The 16,162-nt window shown below is 60.0% G+C and carries 15 protein-coding genes; 5 read left to right on the top strand and 10 right to left on the bottom strand.

Annotated features, from left to right (window positions below; all coding sequences use genetic code 11):
- Positions 1-38: 38 nt before the first annotated feature.
- Positions 39-1,145, bottom strand: a complete 1,107-nt coding sequence (locus K5E40_RS03500; RefSeq protein WP_221729642.1) for a PilT/PilU family type 4a pilus ATPase — start codon at positions 1,143-1,145, stop codon at positions 39-41.
- 127 nt (positions 1,146-1,272) lie between these two features.
- On the opposite strand from K5E40_RS03500, the gene K5E40_RS03495 reads away from it, so the two are divergent.
- Both K5E40_RS03495 and K5E40_RS03490 read left to right on the top strand, forming a co-directional pair.
- Positions 1,273-3,810: a PAS domain-containing protein gene (locus K5E40_RS03495; protein WP_221729641.1), complete on the top strand. Its 2,538-nt coding sequence runs from the start codon at positions 1,273-1,275 to the stop codon at positions 3,808-3,810.
- Positions 3,811-3,861: 51 nt separating this feature from the next.
- Positions 3,862-4,137: a peptidylprolyl isomerase gene (locus K5E40_RS03490; protein WP_221729640.1), complete on the top strand. Its 276-nt coding sequence runs from the start codon at positions 3,862-3,864 to the stop codon at positions 4,135-4,137.
- A gap of 69 nt (positions 4,138-4,206) precedes the next feature.
- Here the strand turns inward: K5E40_RS03490 and K5E40_RS03485 are convergent, their stop codons facing one another.
- From K5E40_RS03485 to K5E40_RS03450, 8 genes are all read right to left on the bottom strand, one after another.
- Entirely contained in the window at positions 4,207-5,139 is a 933-nt protein-coding gene (locus tag K5E40_RS03485) for a sugar kinase (protein ID WP_221729639.1), read from the bottom strand.
- 130 nt (positions 5,140-5,269) lie between these two features.
- Positions 5,270-6,484 carry an amino acid deaminase gene (locus K5E40_RS03480; RefSeq protein WP_221729638.1) on the bottom strand — a complete coding sequence of 405 codons (1,215 nt, stop codon included), beginning with the start codon at positions 6,482-6,484 and terminating at the stop codon, positions 5,270-5,272.
- A 39-nt stretch (positions 6,485-6,523) separates the two neighbouring features.
- Positions 6,524-7,288, bottom strand: coding sequence for an IclR family transcriptional regulator (locus tag K5E40_RS03475; protein WP_221729637.1), 765 nt, complete (start codon positions 7,286-7,288; stop codon positions 6,524-6,526).
- A gap of 148 nt (positions 7,289-7,436) precedes the next feature.
- On the bottom strand, positions 7,437-7,826 hold the full coding sequence (locus tag K5E40_RS03470) for a RidA family protein (protein ID WP_221729636.1): 390 nt from the start codon (positions 7,824-7,826) through the stop codon (positions 7,437-7,439).
- 29 nt (positions 7,827-7,855) lie between these two features.
- Positions 7,856-8,653 carry an amino acid ABC transporter ATP-binding protein gene (locus tag K5E40_RS03465; RefSeq protein ID WP_221729635.1) on the bottom strand — a complete coding sequence of 266 codons (798 nt, stop codon included), beginning with the start codon at positions 8,651-8,653 and terminating at the stop codon, positions 7,856-7,858.
- The gene (locus tag K5E40_RS03460; RefSeq protein WP_221729634.1) at positions 8,650-9,312 is read right to left on the bottom strand and encodes an amino acid ABC transporter permease; all 663 of its coding nucleotides are present in this window, start codon (positions 9,310-9,312) and stop codon (positions 8,650-8,652) included. Before K5E40_RS03460 ends, K5E40_RS03465 begins: the two co-directional genes overlap by 4 nt.
- 9 nt (positions 9,313-9,321) lie before the next feature.
- Positions 9,322-9,984 (bottom strand): amino acid ABC transporter permease, encoded by a 663-nt coding sequence (locus K5E40_RS03455; RefSeq protein ID WP_003225455.1) that lies wholly within the window; start codon positions 9,982-9,984, stop codon positions 9,322-9,324.
- A gap of 52 nt (positions 9,985-10,036) precedes the next feature.
- Positions 10,037-10,885: a transporter substrate-binding domain-containing protein gene (locus K5E40_RS03450; RefSeq protein ID WP_221729633.1), complete on the bottom strand. Its 849-nt coding sequence runs from the start codon at positions 10,883-10,885 to the stop codon at positions 10,037-10,039.
- A gap of 350 nt (positions 10,886-11,235) precedes the next feature.
- Between K5E40_RS03450 and K5E40_RS03445 the strand changes: the two genes are divergently transcribed.
- From K5E40_RS03445 to K5E40_RS03435, 3 genes are all read left to right on the top strand, one after another.
- Positions 11,236-11,670: a co-chaperone YbbN gene (locus K5E40_RS03445; RefSeq protein WP_221729632.1), complete on the top strand. Its 435-nt coding sequence runs from the start codon at positions 11,236-11,238 to the stop codon at positions 11,668-11,670.
- A gap of 130 nt (positions 11,671-11,800) precedes the next feature.
- Positions 11,801-12,397: a paraquat-inducible protein A gene (locus K5E40_RS03440; RefSeq protein ID WP_221729631.1), complete on the top strand. Its 597-nt coding sequence runs from the start codon at positions 11,801-11,803 to the stop codon at positions 12,395-12,397.
- On the top strand, positions 12,394-13,083 hold the full coding sequence (locus K5E40_RS03435) for a paraquat-inducible protein A (RefSeq protein WP_221729630.1): 690 nt from the start codon (positions 12,394-12,396) through the stop codon (positions 13,081-13,083). Before K5E40_RS03440 ends, K5E40_RS03435 begins: the two co-directional genes overlap by 4 nt.
- Here the strand turns inward: K5E40_RS03435 and K5E40_RS03430 are convergent.
- Positions 13,016-16,042, bottom strand: a complete 3,027-nt coding sequence (locus tag K5E40_RS03430) for an FAD-binding and (Fe-S)-binding domain-containing protein (RefSeq protein WP_221729629.1) — start codon at positions 16,040-16,042, stop codon at positions 13,016-13,018. The genes K5E40_RS03435 and K5E40_RS03430 overlap by 68 nt on opposite strands.
- Positions 16,043-16,162 lie beyond the last annotated feature (120 nt).

Here is a 16,162-nt window from a genome sequence, read left to right as displayed (position 1 = left end):
AATACACGCGACACTTACAATTAAAAAACACAACACACTCACTCCATCAATCCCCACTCCCCAGAAGACTTTCCTTGTACCTTCACACTTGAACCCAACTTTATCCGCAGCCTTAGATTATTGATGGAATCAGCAAATCCGAGTGCTTCCTCAACACTGACAACACCCTCTTCAATCAGGTTATAAAGGGCGACGTCAAATGTTTGCATACCCGCCTCCGCTGATTTCTCCATAATATCTTTCAGTTCACCCAGCTCATTCCGCCGGATCAGGTCAGCCACTGTTGGCGTCCCTAACAGCACCTCGACCGCCGCCCTCCTTTGTCCATCAATCGTGCGCACCAACCGCTGTGAGACAAAGGCTTTCAAGTTGTTTCCCAACGCGTTCAGCAACTGCGGACGACGTTCTTCCGGGAACATATTGATAATTCGGTCCAGCGCTTGATTGGCGTTGTTGGCATGCAACGTTGAAATCACCAAGTGGCCGGTTTCAGTGAACGCCAATGCATGCTCCATGGTTTCACGGTCGCGAATTTCGCCGATCAGCACGACGTCCGGCGCCTGACGCAGAGTGTTTTTCAGTGCGGCATGAAAGCTGCGGGTGTCGACGCCTACTTCACGCTGATTGATGATCGAGCATTGATGGCGGTGGATGTATTCGATCGGGTCTTCGATAGTGACAATGTGCCCGCTGCTATGGCGATTGCGGTGATCGATAAGCGCTGCCAGTGAGGTTGATTTTCCCGAAGCCGTGGCGCCGACAAACAGGATCAGGCCCTGCTTGAGCATCACGGTTTCGAGCAATACAGGCGGCAGTTTGAGATCTTCGAAGCGTGGTATGTCGAGCTTGACGTTACGGATGACGATTGAGACATCGTTGCGCTGTTTAAAAATGTTGACCCGGAAGCGGCCGATGCCCGCTCTGGAAATCGCCAGGTTCATTTCCAGATCCCGGTCGAACTCCCGGCGCTGCTCGGCGTCCATCAGGGAGTTGGCGATTGTCGCTACCTCACCGGGTTTGAACGGCTGGTCGCTCAACGGTGTCAGCCCCCCCTCGAATCGTGCACTGGGTGGCGCGCCCGTGGATAGAAACAGGTCGGAGCCGTGACGGCTCGCCAGTAGTTTGAGCAGTGCATCGATTTCCATGGCAAAGAACACCCGCGAAGCCAGCAATGAACAGAGAGTGCCCGCGCCGTGACGCAACGGGCCAAACAGCGTCTACCGAACTAGGATAGTAGACGCCGCCGCACTGAATGACGCTCAGGACTCCTTGATGAACGCTGCACCGACCACCGACGACGCCCAGACACTGATCACCCGCACCGACTGGAGTCGCACCCCTCTGGGCGCTGCCGGGACCTGGCCGCAAAGCCTGCGTACCGCGGTGGACATCGTGATTCACTCGCCGATGCCGATGTTGCTGTTGTGGGGGCCGGAGCTGACGCAGATCTATAACAACGGCTTTGCCTTGCTTGCCGGGAGCAAGCATCCGAACGCTTTCGGACAGCCTGCCCACCAGATATGGCCGGAACTTCGAGACTTCACTGACCCGATTTACAGCGCCGTCCTACAAGGCCAGGTGCGCACCTACAGCGAACGACGCTTCACTCTGCAACACGATGGCAAGGATTCCGATTTCTGGCTCGACCTGACTTACAGTCCGATCCGCGATGAAAACGCATACGTGGCGGGAATTCTGGTCACAGCGATTGAAACCAACGAGCGGCGGCGTATTGCACTGGAACTGCAACGGCGCTCCGACGAAAGCCTCAAAGCCCAACGTGAAACTGAAGAGCGCCTGCAACTGGCGCTCGCCGCAACCGATGCGGTGGGCACCTGGGACTGGGACATCGGCGAAGACCGCTTTATTGCCGACGCGCATTTCGCCCAATTGCACGGCGTCGATCCGGCGCTGGCGGGGCAGTTGCCAATCACCGAGTACCTGCAAGGCGTGCATCCCGAGGACCGGCCAATGGTCGCGCGCAGCATCAAGCACTGCATCACTCACGGCACCGAATACGCCGAGGAATATCGCCTGCTGCAACCTGGCGGACAGCTGCGCTGGGTGTTTGCTCGCGGGCGCTGCTACAAGGATCACCATGGTCGGCCAGTACGTTTCCTCGGCGCCGCGCTCGATCTGACCGAGCGTAAACACACCGAACAAGCGTTGCGTCAGAGCCAGACCGAGTTGCAGTTAATCATTAACGCCATGCCGATCCTGATCAGCTATGTCGACCACGAAGAACGTTTTCGCCTGAACAACGCGGCGTATCTCGACTGGTACGGCCAGACACCGCAGGAGCTCTACGGCCGCACGATTCGTGAAGTGATAGGCGAAGAGGCGTATTTCCTGCGCTTACCGTATATCGCCGAAGCGCTGGCGGGCCGGCCTTGCTCATTCAGCCTCTACACGCCGCACCGCGACGGCAGCAACCGCCATGCCCTGATGAACTACTTGCCGCGTCTGAGCGCAGAGGGTGCGGTCAATGGTTTCTACATCTTTGTGATCGACGAGTCCGAGCGCAGAAAAACCGAGGAGGCCCTGCGCAACCTCAACGAAACCCTGGAGGAGCGCGTCAGCGCCCGCACCGAGCAACTGGCTCAGGCCAATCAGCGACTGCAGAACGAGATGTTCGAACGCGAGCGCGCCGAAGACGCGCTGCGCCATGCACAGAAGATGGAAGCGGTCGGGCAGCTCACCGGCGGCATCGCCCATGACTTCAACAATATGCTCACAGGGATCATTGGCAGCCTCGACCTGATGCAGCGCTACATCGCCAACGGCCGGGTCGAGGAGATCGGGCGCTTCACCGAAGCCGCGGTGTCATCCGCCAACCGTGCGGCGGCGCTGACCCACCGTTTGCTGGCGTTTTCGCGGCGACAATCGCTGGATCGCAAGACGCTGAACGTCAACACGCTGATCCATTCACTGGAAGATCTGATCCGCCGTACCAAGGGCGATCCGATCGAACTCACATTGCGCCTGGCCGATCAGGTGTGGTCGGTCAGCACCGACGTCAGCCAACTGGAAAACGCCCTGCTCAATCTGGTGATCAACGCCCGGGACGCAATGCCTCATGGGGGTGAGTTACTGATCGAGACGGCCAACGTCTATCTCGACGGCAGCGACATCACGACGCTTGAGCCAGTCAAGGCTGGCGATTACCTGATGCTGGCCGTCAGCGATAACGGTACCGGCATGACGCCTTCGGTGCGATCGAAAGCGTTCGATCCGTTTTTCACCACCAAACCCATCGGCCAAGGCACCGGTCTGGGCTTGTCGATGATCTATGGTTTTGCCCAGCAATCGGGCGGTCATGTCAGCCTCGACAGCTTGCCGGGCCAGGGCACTTGCGTACGGTTGTACTTGCCGCGCCTGCATGGCATTGAGCCTGAGCACCCGGCTATAGAGCCGGTTGAGCAGACCCCGAGCACCGTCACCGGGGAAACCGTGGTGGTGGTCGAAGACGATCCGGCGGTGCGCATGCTAGTGCTCGATCTGCTCAACGAGTTGGGCTACAACGCCCTCGAAGCAGAAGACGCGAAGACCGCCCTGCCCTTGCTGGAATCCGGCGTGCGCGTGGATTTGCTGGTCACCGACGTTGGCCTGCCGGGCATGAACGGCCGACAATTGGCGGAAATCGCCCGGCAGCAGCATCCACGGCTCAAGGTCCTGTTCATGACCGGTTATGCGCAGAAAGCCGCCGAGCGTCAGGGTTTTCTGGAGGACGGCATGGACATGGTGGCCAAACCGTTTTCCATTGAGCTTCTGGCCAGCAAGATCCGCACGATGATCAACCAAACGCCTTGAGTTGAGGCATAATCCGCGGCCCGCCGTCACCCCGTTATCAGGTATCGCAAGATGAAAGCCCAAGCCCGCCACATTCTGGTGAAAACCGCCGAAGAAGCCGAACAGCTCAAACAACGCATTGCCAAGGGTGAAGCGTTTGATGTGCTGGCCAAAAAGTTTTCCACCTGCCCGTCCGGCAAGCGCGGCGGTGATCTGGGTGAAGTGCGACCGGGGCAGATGGTCGGTGTGATCGATGCGGTGATTTTCAAGAAGCCGCTGCGCACGGTGCATGGGCCGATCAAGAGCAAGTTCGGGTATCACCTGGTGCAGGTGTTTTACCGGGACTGAAGGGTCGACTTTCGGACCTCTTCGCGGGCTTGCTCGCGAACCGATTGCGCAGCAGGCGGCATCCAACGCTTACCTCGGAATCAGCGCTCCAGGCACTTGAATCACCCGACTCGCCAACCGATGCCCCGCCTCGGCTGCCTCATACGTGCTGCCCCCCAGCAAACGACTGGCCAGATACGCCGCACTGAACGAATCCCCCGCCGCCGTGGTGTCCACCACCTTCTCGACCTTTTGCGCAGGCACCTCAAACACCTCACCGTCGCACCGTATCAGACACGCCTGGGCGCCGCGTTTGAGCACCACTTCCGGCGTGCCGAACTGCGCGTAAGCCTCGAACACGGCATCGCAGTCAGCAAAACCAAACAGCGCCTGCTCGTCATCGACCGTCAGCAACGCCAGATCAACATAGGGCAACACGCTGCGATAGGCCGCCCTCGCGTCCTCCGACGACGCCCACAGACGGGGGCGGTAGTTGTTATCGAAGACAATCCGCGCATCACGCTGGCGGGCCTCGGACAACACCTCAATCAGTCTTTCCCGACCCTGCGCACCGAGCACGGCCAGGGTGATGCCGCTGAAATACAGCACGTCGTAGTCCGGTAACGCCGCCAGAATCGGTTCGGCGGCCGGGGTGGTGAAGCAATCGCGAACGGCCGCTTCGTTGCGCCAGTAGAGAAAATGCCGTTCGCCGTTGGCGTCCGTCTGGATGCAATACAGGCCGGGCAAACGACCGGGCAGGCGTTGCACGAGATCGAGGCCAATGCCTTCTTGAGTCCAGATCTGGCACATGGCGTCGCTGAAGCTGTCATCGCCCAAGGCCGTGACATAGTCGACTTGAGCCTTATCGCCCAAGGCGCGGGACAGGTAGACGGCGGTGTTGAGGGTATCGCCGCCGAAGTTTTGCAGCAGGCTGCCGTCGGCGCGCTGCTGAAGTTCGATCATGCACTCGCCAATCAGGGCAATGCGCGGGAGGTGTGGGCCCAAGGGGCTGAGGGTGGTCATTTTGCGGGATCTCTGTTTGATCGGGGGGGGCTGGGCGGACGCCTTTGCGAGCAAGCCCGCTGCCACAGGGAAATGCATTCCAAGTGTGGTAGCGGGCTTGCTCGCGAAGGCAGCGCGTCGGTGTCTGGCCTTAGAAACAGGTCTCCATGCACTCGATCACCGACAACTGTTCATCCACCAACAACCCCACGCGCCATTTATCAAAGGTCAGGCACGGGTGTGAAGTGCCGAAGGAAATGATGTCACCCACGCGCAGCTCAACGCCCGGCGCTACGGTCATGAACGCGTGCTGGTCCATCACCGCCGTCACCTTGCACGCACCGACATCATCGCCCACTGCAGGCACCACACCGGCCTGGTAACGCAACAACGGCACTGGCAACCCGGCATCGAACGCGACATCCCGTTTGCCCAGCGCAATCACCGCGAACCCCGGTTCCGGCATCGACTGCACATGTGCCCAAACCTCCAGCGCCGGACGCAAACCCTCGTGCAAATCACTGCGACGATCGAGCACGCAGCACTGCGCCTCTTTGTAGATGCCATGGTCATGTGCGACATAACTGCCGGGGCGCAACACACTGAGGAAACGTCCGCCCGCGTTCTGCGCTTCGAAGCATTCGGCGATCAGGTCATACCAAGCCGACCCCGAAGCGGTGATGATCGGCTTGGGAATGGCAAACGCGCCGCTGTCCTGCAACTGCACCGCCAGACGCACCAGCGACGCGGCGAACTCACGAATGCCGCTGACCGCGTGATCGCCGTGAATCACGCCTTCGTAACCTTCGATACCGGTCAACGCCAATGAAGGTTGCGCGTTGATTGCTTGGGCCAGTTCGATGACTTCCTGCTCGCTACGGCACCCGCAACGACCACCGACCACGCCATATTCGATCATCACGTTGAGCTTCACACCGCGTGATGCGAAGTAAGCACCGAGATCGGCCACGTTGTCCGGGTGATCCACCATGCAATAGAACTCGAACGACGGATCCGCCAGCAGATCGGCAATCAACGCCATGTTTGGCGTGCCGACCAATTGGTTGGCCATCAGCACCCGGCGTACGCCATGGGCATAGGCCGCACGGGTTTGGGTCGCACTGGCGAGGGTGATGCCCCAGGCTCCGGCGTCGAGCTGGCGCTTGAACAGCGCCGGGGTCATGCTGGTTTTGCCGTGGGGCGCCAACTCGGCGCCGCTGTCGCTGACAAACTTCTGCATCCAGCCAATGTTGTGTTCCAACGCTTCGCGGTGCAGCACCAGCGCCGGCAGGCTGACGTCACGCGCCAGGTGCGCGCCGATGGCGGCATCGCCCTTTTGCACAGCAGTATTGATGGCAGTCGTCATGGTCAAGCTCCTCGCAGTCGCGGCCGCAGGCCGCCGCGTTTATTCGTTGATTCGCCGGGCGAGGCTGTTAGCGCTCTCGATCAGAACCCGGCGATAGTCGTCGTAATTGTTCTTCGCATCGACCCGTGGGGCGACGATGCACAGGGTGCAAATGGCCACGCCGTATGGGTCTTTGACCGGGGCGGCGAAGCAATGGGTGAAGGTGTCGGCGACGCTGTCGAAGGAAAAAAATCCGTCGATGCCGGCCTGACGGATCTGCGCCAGAAACAGCTCCAGCGACAAGCGTTCACCGTCGGGCAGAATGTAGTCGTCTTCATCGATCAGGTCGACGATTTGCTGGTCACTCAGGTGCGCCAGTAGCAAACGACCGGACGCCGTCCAAGGGATCGGCGCGTTCTCGCCGATGTCGGAAGAAATACGGAAATGCCGCTCACCTTCCTTCATCAACGCCACCGTGTACTTGCGCCCATTGAGCAGGCACATCTGCGCGGTTTCACGGGTCTGGCTGACGATCTCCTGCAAAGCGTGATCGGCCTCGCGACTGAGGTCGAAATGACGCAAGTGCGCCTGACCGAGAAAGTACAACTGTCGGCCGAGATAGACGTGACCGTCCTTGCCCACCGGCTCCAGAATCCGCCGTTCCAACAAGGACGCGACCAACTCATAGACCGTGGATTTCGGGCTGCCGATGCCGTTGGCGATGTCGTTCGGGCGCAGCGGCTGGCCGATCTCTTTAAGGAAATCGAGGATATCGAACGCTCGGTCCAGACCACGAGCCCGGCGTTTGATGGTGTCTTCGGTCATTTCAGTGGGTTCCCATTCAAAGTCGCCGGGAGTTTACCGAGAGTATGGCGTCGGTTGTTAGGCCGCTTTCGCGAGCAGGCTCGCTCCCACAGGGGATTGCATTTCAAATGTGGGAGCGAGCCTGCTCGCGAAGAAGCCAGCACAGATTTCAGGCCTTTTTCTTGTAGGCGATGCAGTCGATCTCGACCTTGCAATCCACCATCATGCTCGCCTGTACGCAGGCCCGTGCCGGGGCGTGCTCAGGTTTGAAGTACTCGCCAAACACCTTGTTGAAACTGCTGAAATCCCGCGGATCGTCCAGCCACACGCCAACACGTACCACATCTTCCAGGCCATAACCGGCGTCCTGGAGAATAGCGATCAGGTTCTTCATGGTCTGATGGGTCTGCTCGACGATGCCGCCAACAATGATCTCGCCATCCACCGCGGGCACCTGGCCGGACACGTGCAGCCAGCCATCCGCTTCAACGGCGCGAGCGAAGGGGCGTGGCTGACCGCCAGCGGCCGTGCTGCCGGTGCCGTATCGAGTAATGCTCATGGGTACTTCTCCTGATTACAAAGCAAAAATTAGAACCGCGTGCTCTTGAGAAACTCAGCCAGCCGCGGTGATTGCGGGCGTTCGAACAGCTCCTTGGGAGGCCCCTGCTCTTCGATCCGCCCCTGATTCATGAAAACGATCTTGTCCGAGACCTCGAAAGCGAAACGCATTTCGTGGGTAACCAACAGCATGGTCATGCCTTCGTCGGCCAGGCCCTTGATCACGTTAAGCACTTCGCCGACCAACTCCGGGTCGAGCGCCGAGGTGACTTCGTCGAACAGCATCAGGCTCGGGTTCATGGCAATGGCCCGGGCAATCGCCACGCGCTGTTGCTGACCGCCGGACAACTGACCCGGGAAGTGATCGCGCCGTTCCAGCAGGCCAACCCGCTCCAGCCATTTCTCGGCCAGGACGACAGCTTCGTCCTTGTGCATTTTCTTCACCTTGAGCAGCCCAAGGGTGACGTTCTGCAAGGCCGTCAGGTGCGGGAACAAGTTGAATTGCTGGAACGCCATGCCGGTCATCGCGCGATGACGGGCGATGACTTTTTCTGCGTGGCGCACGCGTTTGCCGTTGACGTCGTCATAGCCGATGGATTCGCCGTCGAGCAGGATCTGCCCGCCCTGGAACTCTTCGAGCATGTTCACGCAACGCAGCAGCGTGGTCTTGCCCGAGCCGCTGGAGCCGATCAGTGTCACCACATTGCCGCGCTGCATACTGAGGTCGACACCTTTGAGCACTTCGACCGCGCCGTACTGCTTGTGCAGGCCACGGATGTCCAGCAGTGGCTGACCGTTTTCAACGTTGGAAACTGGAGCGTCTGTCATGGCAAGGCCACCCGTTTTTCAATGTGCCGGCCGAGTAATTCGATGCCGAAGTTGATGACGAAGAACAGAAAACCGGCGAACAGGTAGAACTCCAGCGTCATGAAGTTCCGAGCGATGATCTGTTGAGTGCTGAGCAGCAATTCGGCCACGCCGATCACCGACAGCAAGGTCGACGCCTTGACGATTTCGGTGGACGAGTTGACCCAGGTCGGCAGAATCTGCCGCAGCGCTTGGGGTAACAGCACGTAGCCGAGGGATTGATAAAACGTCAGGCCAATGGCTTTGCCCGCCTCCATCTGGCCGCGAGGCAAGGCTTGCAACGCACCGCGCACGATCTCGGCAACGTGGGAGCCACAGAACAGCGTCAGGCCCAACGCGCCGGCCTGAAAGGCGCTGATCTGCCAGCCCAGCGCGGGTGCCATATAGAAGCAGGCCAGCACCAATACAAACACCGGCGTACCGCGAATGATGTCGACGTAAAAACGAAACGGTGCGCGCATCCAGAACTTGCCGTAGGTCAGCACCAGACCCGCGACCACGCCGAGCATCGTGCCGAACAAAATCGCCAGCGCCGACACCTGCACACTGGTCAGAAAACCCTGCCAGAGCGGCTCGCGCGCCACCCATAACTCATGCAACCAACTGGGGGATTCGTACATCCCAGCCTCCTATCGGCGGATCGCCAGACGCTGCTCCAGATAACGCAGCAGCATGGCGATGAGGTAACAGGCCGCGACATACAGCGCCGTGGTCACCAGCCAGGTTTCGATCACCCGGTAGCTCTCGACGTTGATTTTGCGCGCGTAATAGGTCAGCTCCGGCACCGCTATCGCGGCGGCCAGCGAGGTGTCCTTGAACAGCGAAATGAAGTTGTTCGACAGCGCTGGCAAGACGTTGCGCAGCATTACCGGCACGGTGACGTAGGCCTTGACCTGCCATTCACCGAGGCCGATGGCCAGCCCGGCTTCGCGCTGACCTTTGGGAATGCTCAGCAAGCCACCCCGGAACACTTCGGTCAGGTACGCCCCGGCATACAACGACAGGGTGATGATGAACGACGGGATCTTGTCCAGCCGGATCCCCAGGCTTGGCAACGCAAAGTAGATCAACAGAATCAACACCAGAATCGGCGTATTACGCACCACCGTGACGTACACCGAGGCCAGCACCCGCAAGGCGCGATGCTTTGACAGCAAGGCAAACGCCATCAGCAGGCCGATCACGCAACCAATGGCGATCGACACCAGCGCCAGTTCAAGGCCCAGACCGAGCCCCGCCAGCAAGGTGTCGAAATCGCGCCACACGGCGGCAAAGTTCAACTGATAGTTCATGGTCAGCAGTACCTTGAGCGGGGCGCGTTATGGGCGCCCCACTCTCACGGGATCATTTGAATTCGACAGGGAAACCGATGGCGGGTGATGGCAGATCAACACCGAACCATTGCTTGAACGACGCCGCGTAAGTCGGGAATTCAACGCCGGTCATGGCTTCATGCAACGCCGTGTTGACGAAGTTCAACCAATCCTGATCGCCACGTTTGACGGCGCACGCGTAGGTCTGCGGGCTCCAGGCATAGCTCGGGCTGCGATAGCGGCCAGGGTTCTGCACCATCAGGTATTTGACCGAGGACTGGTCGGTGGCGGCGGCATCGGCGCGGCCGGAGTTCACGGCCTGATACATCAGATCGACGCTGTCGTACTGATCGACCTTGGCTTTGGGCAATGCCTGATGCACCAGTTCTTCGGCGTATACGTTTTGCAGCACCGCGACCGTCACGCTGTCGCCGGCAGCTTGCAGGTCTTCGATTTCCTTGTACTTGCTGTTGTTCGGCAGCAGCAAGCCAACACCTTCGCGGTAATACGGCAGGGTGAAAGCGACTTGCTGGGCGCGGCTGGCTGTCACGGTGATGAACTGGCAACTCATATCGACTTTGTCGGTAAGTAGATTGGGGATCCGCGCATCGGACGACTGCACCACGAACTCGACTTTGCTCGGATCGTTGAACAGCCCTTTGGCCACGATCCTGGCGATGTCGATGTCAAAGCCCTGCAACTTGCCGTCCGCCCCCTGAAAGTGCCACGGCGCATTGGTGCTGCCGGTGCCCACAATCAGTTTCCCGCGGGCCAGCACACTGCCGAGTTTATTGTCGGCTGCCTGAGCCAGGCCCATGACAGTTGAAGAAGCGGCAAGAACAAAAACACACGCTTTGAACAAGGAAGGTCGGCGATGCATGGCAAGCACTCCTGAGTCTGTTTATTCCGCTACAACGGAACTTGGTTTGTTACTACGGAATAGACAGCAGAAAGTGTGCCACAGGAATCGCGAGGAATCTGCAATGGATTGAAATGCTCGAAGAATCAAAGGGATGCATGATGTGCGGCATTAGGCGCTACGTGAGGTGCCACTGCCCAACGCTACCGAGGGCCACACATGGGCGGGTACTCGGGCAACATTCGGGTGCACTGTGATCAAGCGAGCGCACTGCTTTAGTGATGCCTACCTGTCAACTCTGACAGTAGATGAGAGGGCACAGAGGGGGTTACCGTTGCAGTCGCGCTCACTCGTTGAACAAGGAGGTTTCCATGCACGCGGCAACTCATCGTCCGGATTTACCTGCCATTTACCGCAAAGCCCTGAAAACCTGGCGGCCGGTCATCCTGTACTTCGCCAACGAACACTGCTCCGCCTGCGAATGGGCCGGACCAATTTTTCGTCAGACTGCCGAGCCGTATCGCCATCGCGCCAATATCTACATGCTCAACACCCGTGAGTCGCCGCGCCATCCGCTGGTCACGGGAACGCCGACGGTGCTGTTCTACAAGAACGGCAGGCTTGTGAAGCAACTCAAAGGGATTGGCACAGAAGAAACACTCGCGGCGGACTTTGCCCAGCACATTGGCAACACCAAGGCACCAGCGGTGCAGCAAAAATCACGGCACGACCTGATCTGGCTTCGTCGTACGTTGCGTCATCTCTGCACCATCACCGGTGCGCGCCGGCAGATGCGCGGCGCCTGATACATCGCCTTCGCGAGCAAGCCCCACACTGGATTTGTGGCTGGATCACAAATCATTCGCCCCTCCCTGCCCATGGCGCTGGCGGGGTCTATAGTGATCAGGTCTTGTGCCCTGCCGTCGAGTGCTGCCCATGGCCCACACCGAACACCTGATCATCTGTGAGCACTGCGACTGTGTGTACGAAAAAGTCGTGCTCACCCAGCATCAGAAAACCCTGTGCACGCGCTGCGGTGGCGTGTTGCAGCGTTACAACGGCCTGACCGTCGAACAACGGCTGGCCCTGAGTTTTACCGCAGCCATGCTGTGGTTGTTCGCCAATTTCTACCCGGTGATGAGCATCAGCATGAAGGGCCTGAAAAACAGTGCGACGCTGTGGGATTCGGTGCTGGCGCTCAGTCAGGGGCCCATCACGTTCATGGCGATGGTCGCGGCGATTTCGATCATCATCGCTCCGGCCTTTCAATTGGTGCTGTTGATCTGGGTGCTCAGCTTCGCCCTCTCTTCACGCCGTGCGCCGGGCTTCAAGGTCTGTATGCGCTGGCTGGAAACGTTGCGCCCCTGGAGCATGCTCGAAGTCTGCCTGCTGGGGGCGATGGTGGCGGTGTTCAAACTCGCGGGGCTGCTTGATGTGTTGCCGGGCATCGGTCTGTTTGCCCTTGCCGTATTGAGCCTGATGATGATCCGCATCGCCGGCCGCGACATTCGTGATCTGTGGGACATTCCATGAAACGACCAGCGACGGCCAGCGAACTCAATCTCTGTCTGTGTCACAGCTGTGGGCTGGCCTGTGACATGAGCGACGAGCCCCATGAGTGCCCGCGCTGTGACGCACCGTTGCACCGGCGCAAGACCCATTCACTGGCCCGCACCTGGGCCTATCTGTTTGCAGCGCTGGCGTTTTATGTGCCGGCCAATCTGCTGCCAGTGATGAACACCGTCATGCTCGGCAACGGCACCGACAGCACGATCATGAGTGGCGTACTGGAGTTCTGGGAAGGTGGTGCGTGGGATATTGCCCTGATCATTTTCATCGCCAGCATCGCGGTGCCGGGCATCAAGTTCGGCGCCCTGTCGCTGCTGCTGATCACCGTGCAGCGCGACAGTGGTTGGGCGCGTCGCGAACGCTCGAAACTGTTCCGCTTCGTCGAGCTGATCGGCTACTGGTCGATGCTCGACGTGCTGGTGGTGGCGTTGGTCGCGGCGCTGGTGAAATTCCAGGCGCTGGGCGATATCGAGCCGCGACCGGGCATCCTGTTTTTCGGCATGGTGGTGGTGTTCACCATGCTCTCGGCGATGAGTTTCGACCCTCGAATGATCTGGGACAACGCCCCGGACAACGAACTGCTCAGCGACGCAGAACCGCCAGCAGCACCTGCAACGGATGGCGCAGCGCCTGATCCGACTGGCGCTTGACCTGGCTGCGGCACGAATAACCGGTGGCCAGCGCCTCGCTCTGCTCCACCGGCGCATCAACCTGCCGCGCCCACGATTGCTCGTAGATCACCGCCGACGTTTCACGGTTACGCGCCTCGTGGCCATAGGTGCCGGACATCCCGCAGCAACCGGTGGCCTGAGTCGCCAGTTTCAATCCCACGCGCTCGAACACTTGTTCCCACTGCCGAGTGGCGGCCGGGGCGTTGGTTTTTTCCGTGCAATGGGCCAGCAAACGGAACGTCTCGGCATTGCCCTGACGAACCTGTTCCGGCATCACCTTGAGCAACCACTCCTGCACCAGCGCCACTTCCGGGCATTGCTCCATGCCGGGCACTTTCAAGTATTCCTGGCGATACACCAAGGTCATCGCCGGGTCCAGCCCCAGCAGCGGTACACCGACATCCGCCAGTTCACGCAGTTGCCGGGCATTGCGCAGCGCCGCTCGGTTAAACGCCGACAGGAAACCCTGAACATGCAGGGGTTTGCCGTTGGCGCTGAACGGCGCCAGATAAACCTGATAACCCAGACGCGAAATCAGTTCGATCAGGTCTGCCAGCAGCGGTGCTTCGAAGTAACGGGTGAAGGCGTCCTGCACCAGCACCACGCTGCGCTCACGTTGCGCCGCAGTCAGTGCAGACAAGGTCGCCACCGTCGCCGGTTGCACCTGCCAGCGGCGCATGGCTGCGTGAAAATCAAAGCGGCTGAGCAACGGCACATCGACCATGCCCCCCAAGCGTTCGAGCAGGCTGCGAATAAACGAGGCGCCCATCAAACCGTTGTACAGCGCCGGGATCCGCGCCATGTACGGGATGCTGTATTCCAGCGAGGCAATCAGATAATCCCGTGCCGGACGCAGATAACGGCTGTGATAGAGCTCAAGAAACCGCGAACGGAACTCCGGCACGTTGACCTTGACCGGGCATTGTCCCGCGCAGGACTTGCACGCCAGGCAACCGGCCATCGCGTCGTAGACTTCGTGAGAGAAGTCTTCGGACTGCGCACGGCTGTTGCGCCAGCGCTGCCACAGCGATGAGAAAAACGCCGGGCGGCGAATGGCATCCGACAACACATCCACCCCCGCCTCGCCCTGCAACCGCAGCCATTCGCGAATCAGCGAAGCCCGGCCCTTGGGCGACTGCGAACGTTCGCGGGTGGCTTTCCACGACGGGCACATCGCATCGTCCGGGTCGAAGTTATAGCAGGCACCGTTGCCGTTGCAGTGCATGGCCGCGCCGTAGCTCTGCCAGACTTTTTCGTCGATCTGCCGATCCAGTTCGCCGCGCAAGGTCACTTCATCGATTTTCAGCAACGTCGCATCGGTATGGGCGGCGGTGGCGATCTTGCCCGGGTTGAATTGGTTGAACGGGTCAAACGCCGCCTTCAGCGCTTGCAGCGCCGGATACAGCTCACCGAAAAACGCCGGTGCGTATTCCGAACGCAGGCCTTTGCCGTGCTCGCCCCACAGCAGACCGCCGTAGCGTTGAGTCAACGCGGCAACGCCGTCGGACACCGGACGCACCAGCGCCGCTTGCTGCGGATCTTTCATGTCGAGAATCGGCCGTACGTGCAGCACACCCGCATCGACGTGGCCAAACATGCCGTACTGCAAGCCATGGCTGTCGAGCAAGTCGCGCAGCTCGGCGATGTACTCGGCCAAGTGCTGCGGCGGCACAGCGGTGTCTTCGACAAACGGCTGCGGCCGCGCTTCACCGGCGACGTTGCCGAGCAGACCGACCGCCCGTTTGCGCATGCCGTAAACCTTGCTCACTGCGGCCTGCCCGACGGCCAGCGTGTGGCCCAGCCGCTCCACGGTTTGATCGCTGATCAAGTGTTCGATGAAGGTCTCGACCCTGCGCTGCAAGTCCTCGGGATCATCACCACAGAACTCCACAAGGTTGATCCCCAAGGTCGGCCGCTCGGCACTTTCCGGGAAATACTCGGCGACGCCGTGCCAGACGATGTCCTGCATCGCCAGCAGCAGGACTTTGGAGTCCACGGTTTCGATCGACAGCGGCTTGAGCGCCATCAAGGCCTGGGCATCGCGAAGCGCGTCCATGAAGCCTGCGTAACGAATGTTCACCAACATCGTGTGCTTGGGGATCGGCAGCACATTCAACTTCGCCTCGACCACAAACCCCAACGAACCTTCAGCGCCGCACAGCACGCTGTTGAGGTTGAAACGGTGATCGGCTTCACGCAGATGCGCAAGGTCGTAACCGGTCAGGCAGCGGTTGAGATCGGGGAAGCGCTCTTTGATCAGTGCGCCCTGCTCATCAATGATCTGCCGGGCGCAGCGATAGACTTCGCCGACCCGGTCTTGCCGAGCACACAGCGCTGTCAACTCGCTTTCCTCAAGCGGCAGACCGTGCAGGCGCTCGCCGCCGCGCAGGATCATGTCGAGTTCGAGCACGTGGTCGCGGGTCTTGCCATAGGTGCAACTGCCCTGGCCGCTGGCGTCGGTGTTGATCATGCCGCCGACGGTGGCGCGGTTGGAGGTCGACAACTCCGGAGCGAAAAACAGCCCGGCGGATTTCAGCGCGGCGTTGAGCTGATCCTTGACCACCCCGGCCTGCACCCGCACCCAGCGCTGCTCAATGTTGATCTCCAGAATGCGGTTCATGTGCCGCGACAAGTCGACGACAATGCCATCGGTCAGCGACTGCCCATTGGTGCCCGTGCCACCGCCGCGTGGTGTGATCACCACTTGTTTATAAGCAGGCTCGGCGATCAACCGTGCAACCCGCGCCACATCCTCGGCGTCCATGGGAAACACCGCCGCTTGCGGCAGGCGCTGATAGATCGAGTTGTCGGTGGCCAACACCACGCGGCTGGCGTAGTCGGCGCTGATTTCACCGCGAAAACCACTGATTTTCAGGGCTTTGAGGAACTGCTGGTAATCGGCGGTCAGAGCGGTAGCGGGCGACAGCTGGGCAATCATCGGTCAGGGCATCTCAGGTCAAAATCGGGTCGTGTGGCGGTGAACAGTTGTACGCAACGAATGATTGCGTCACGCTCCGCCATCTAATGGTGCCCATGTTCATTGTTGAAGGACGCTGGG

It is taken from the genome of Pseudomonas baetica, assembly GCF_019733355.1.
GTDB lineage: Bacteria > Pseudomonadota > Gammaproteobacteria > Pseudomonadales > Pseudomonadaceae > Aquipseudomonas > Aquipseudomonas baetica_A.
The sequence above is the reverse complement of the archived record's forward strand: the minus strand, read 5'-3'. Positions and strand labels throughout refer to the sequence as shown.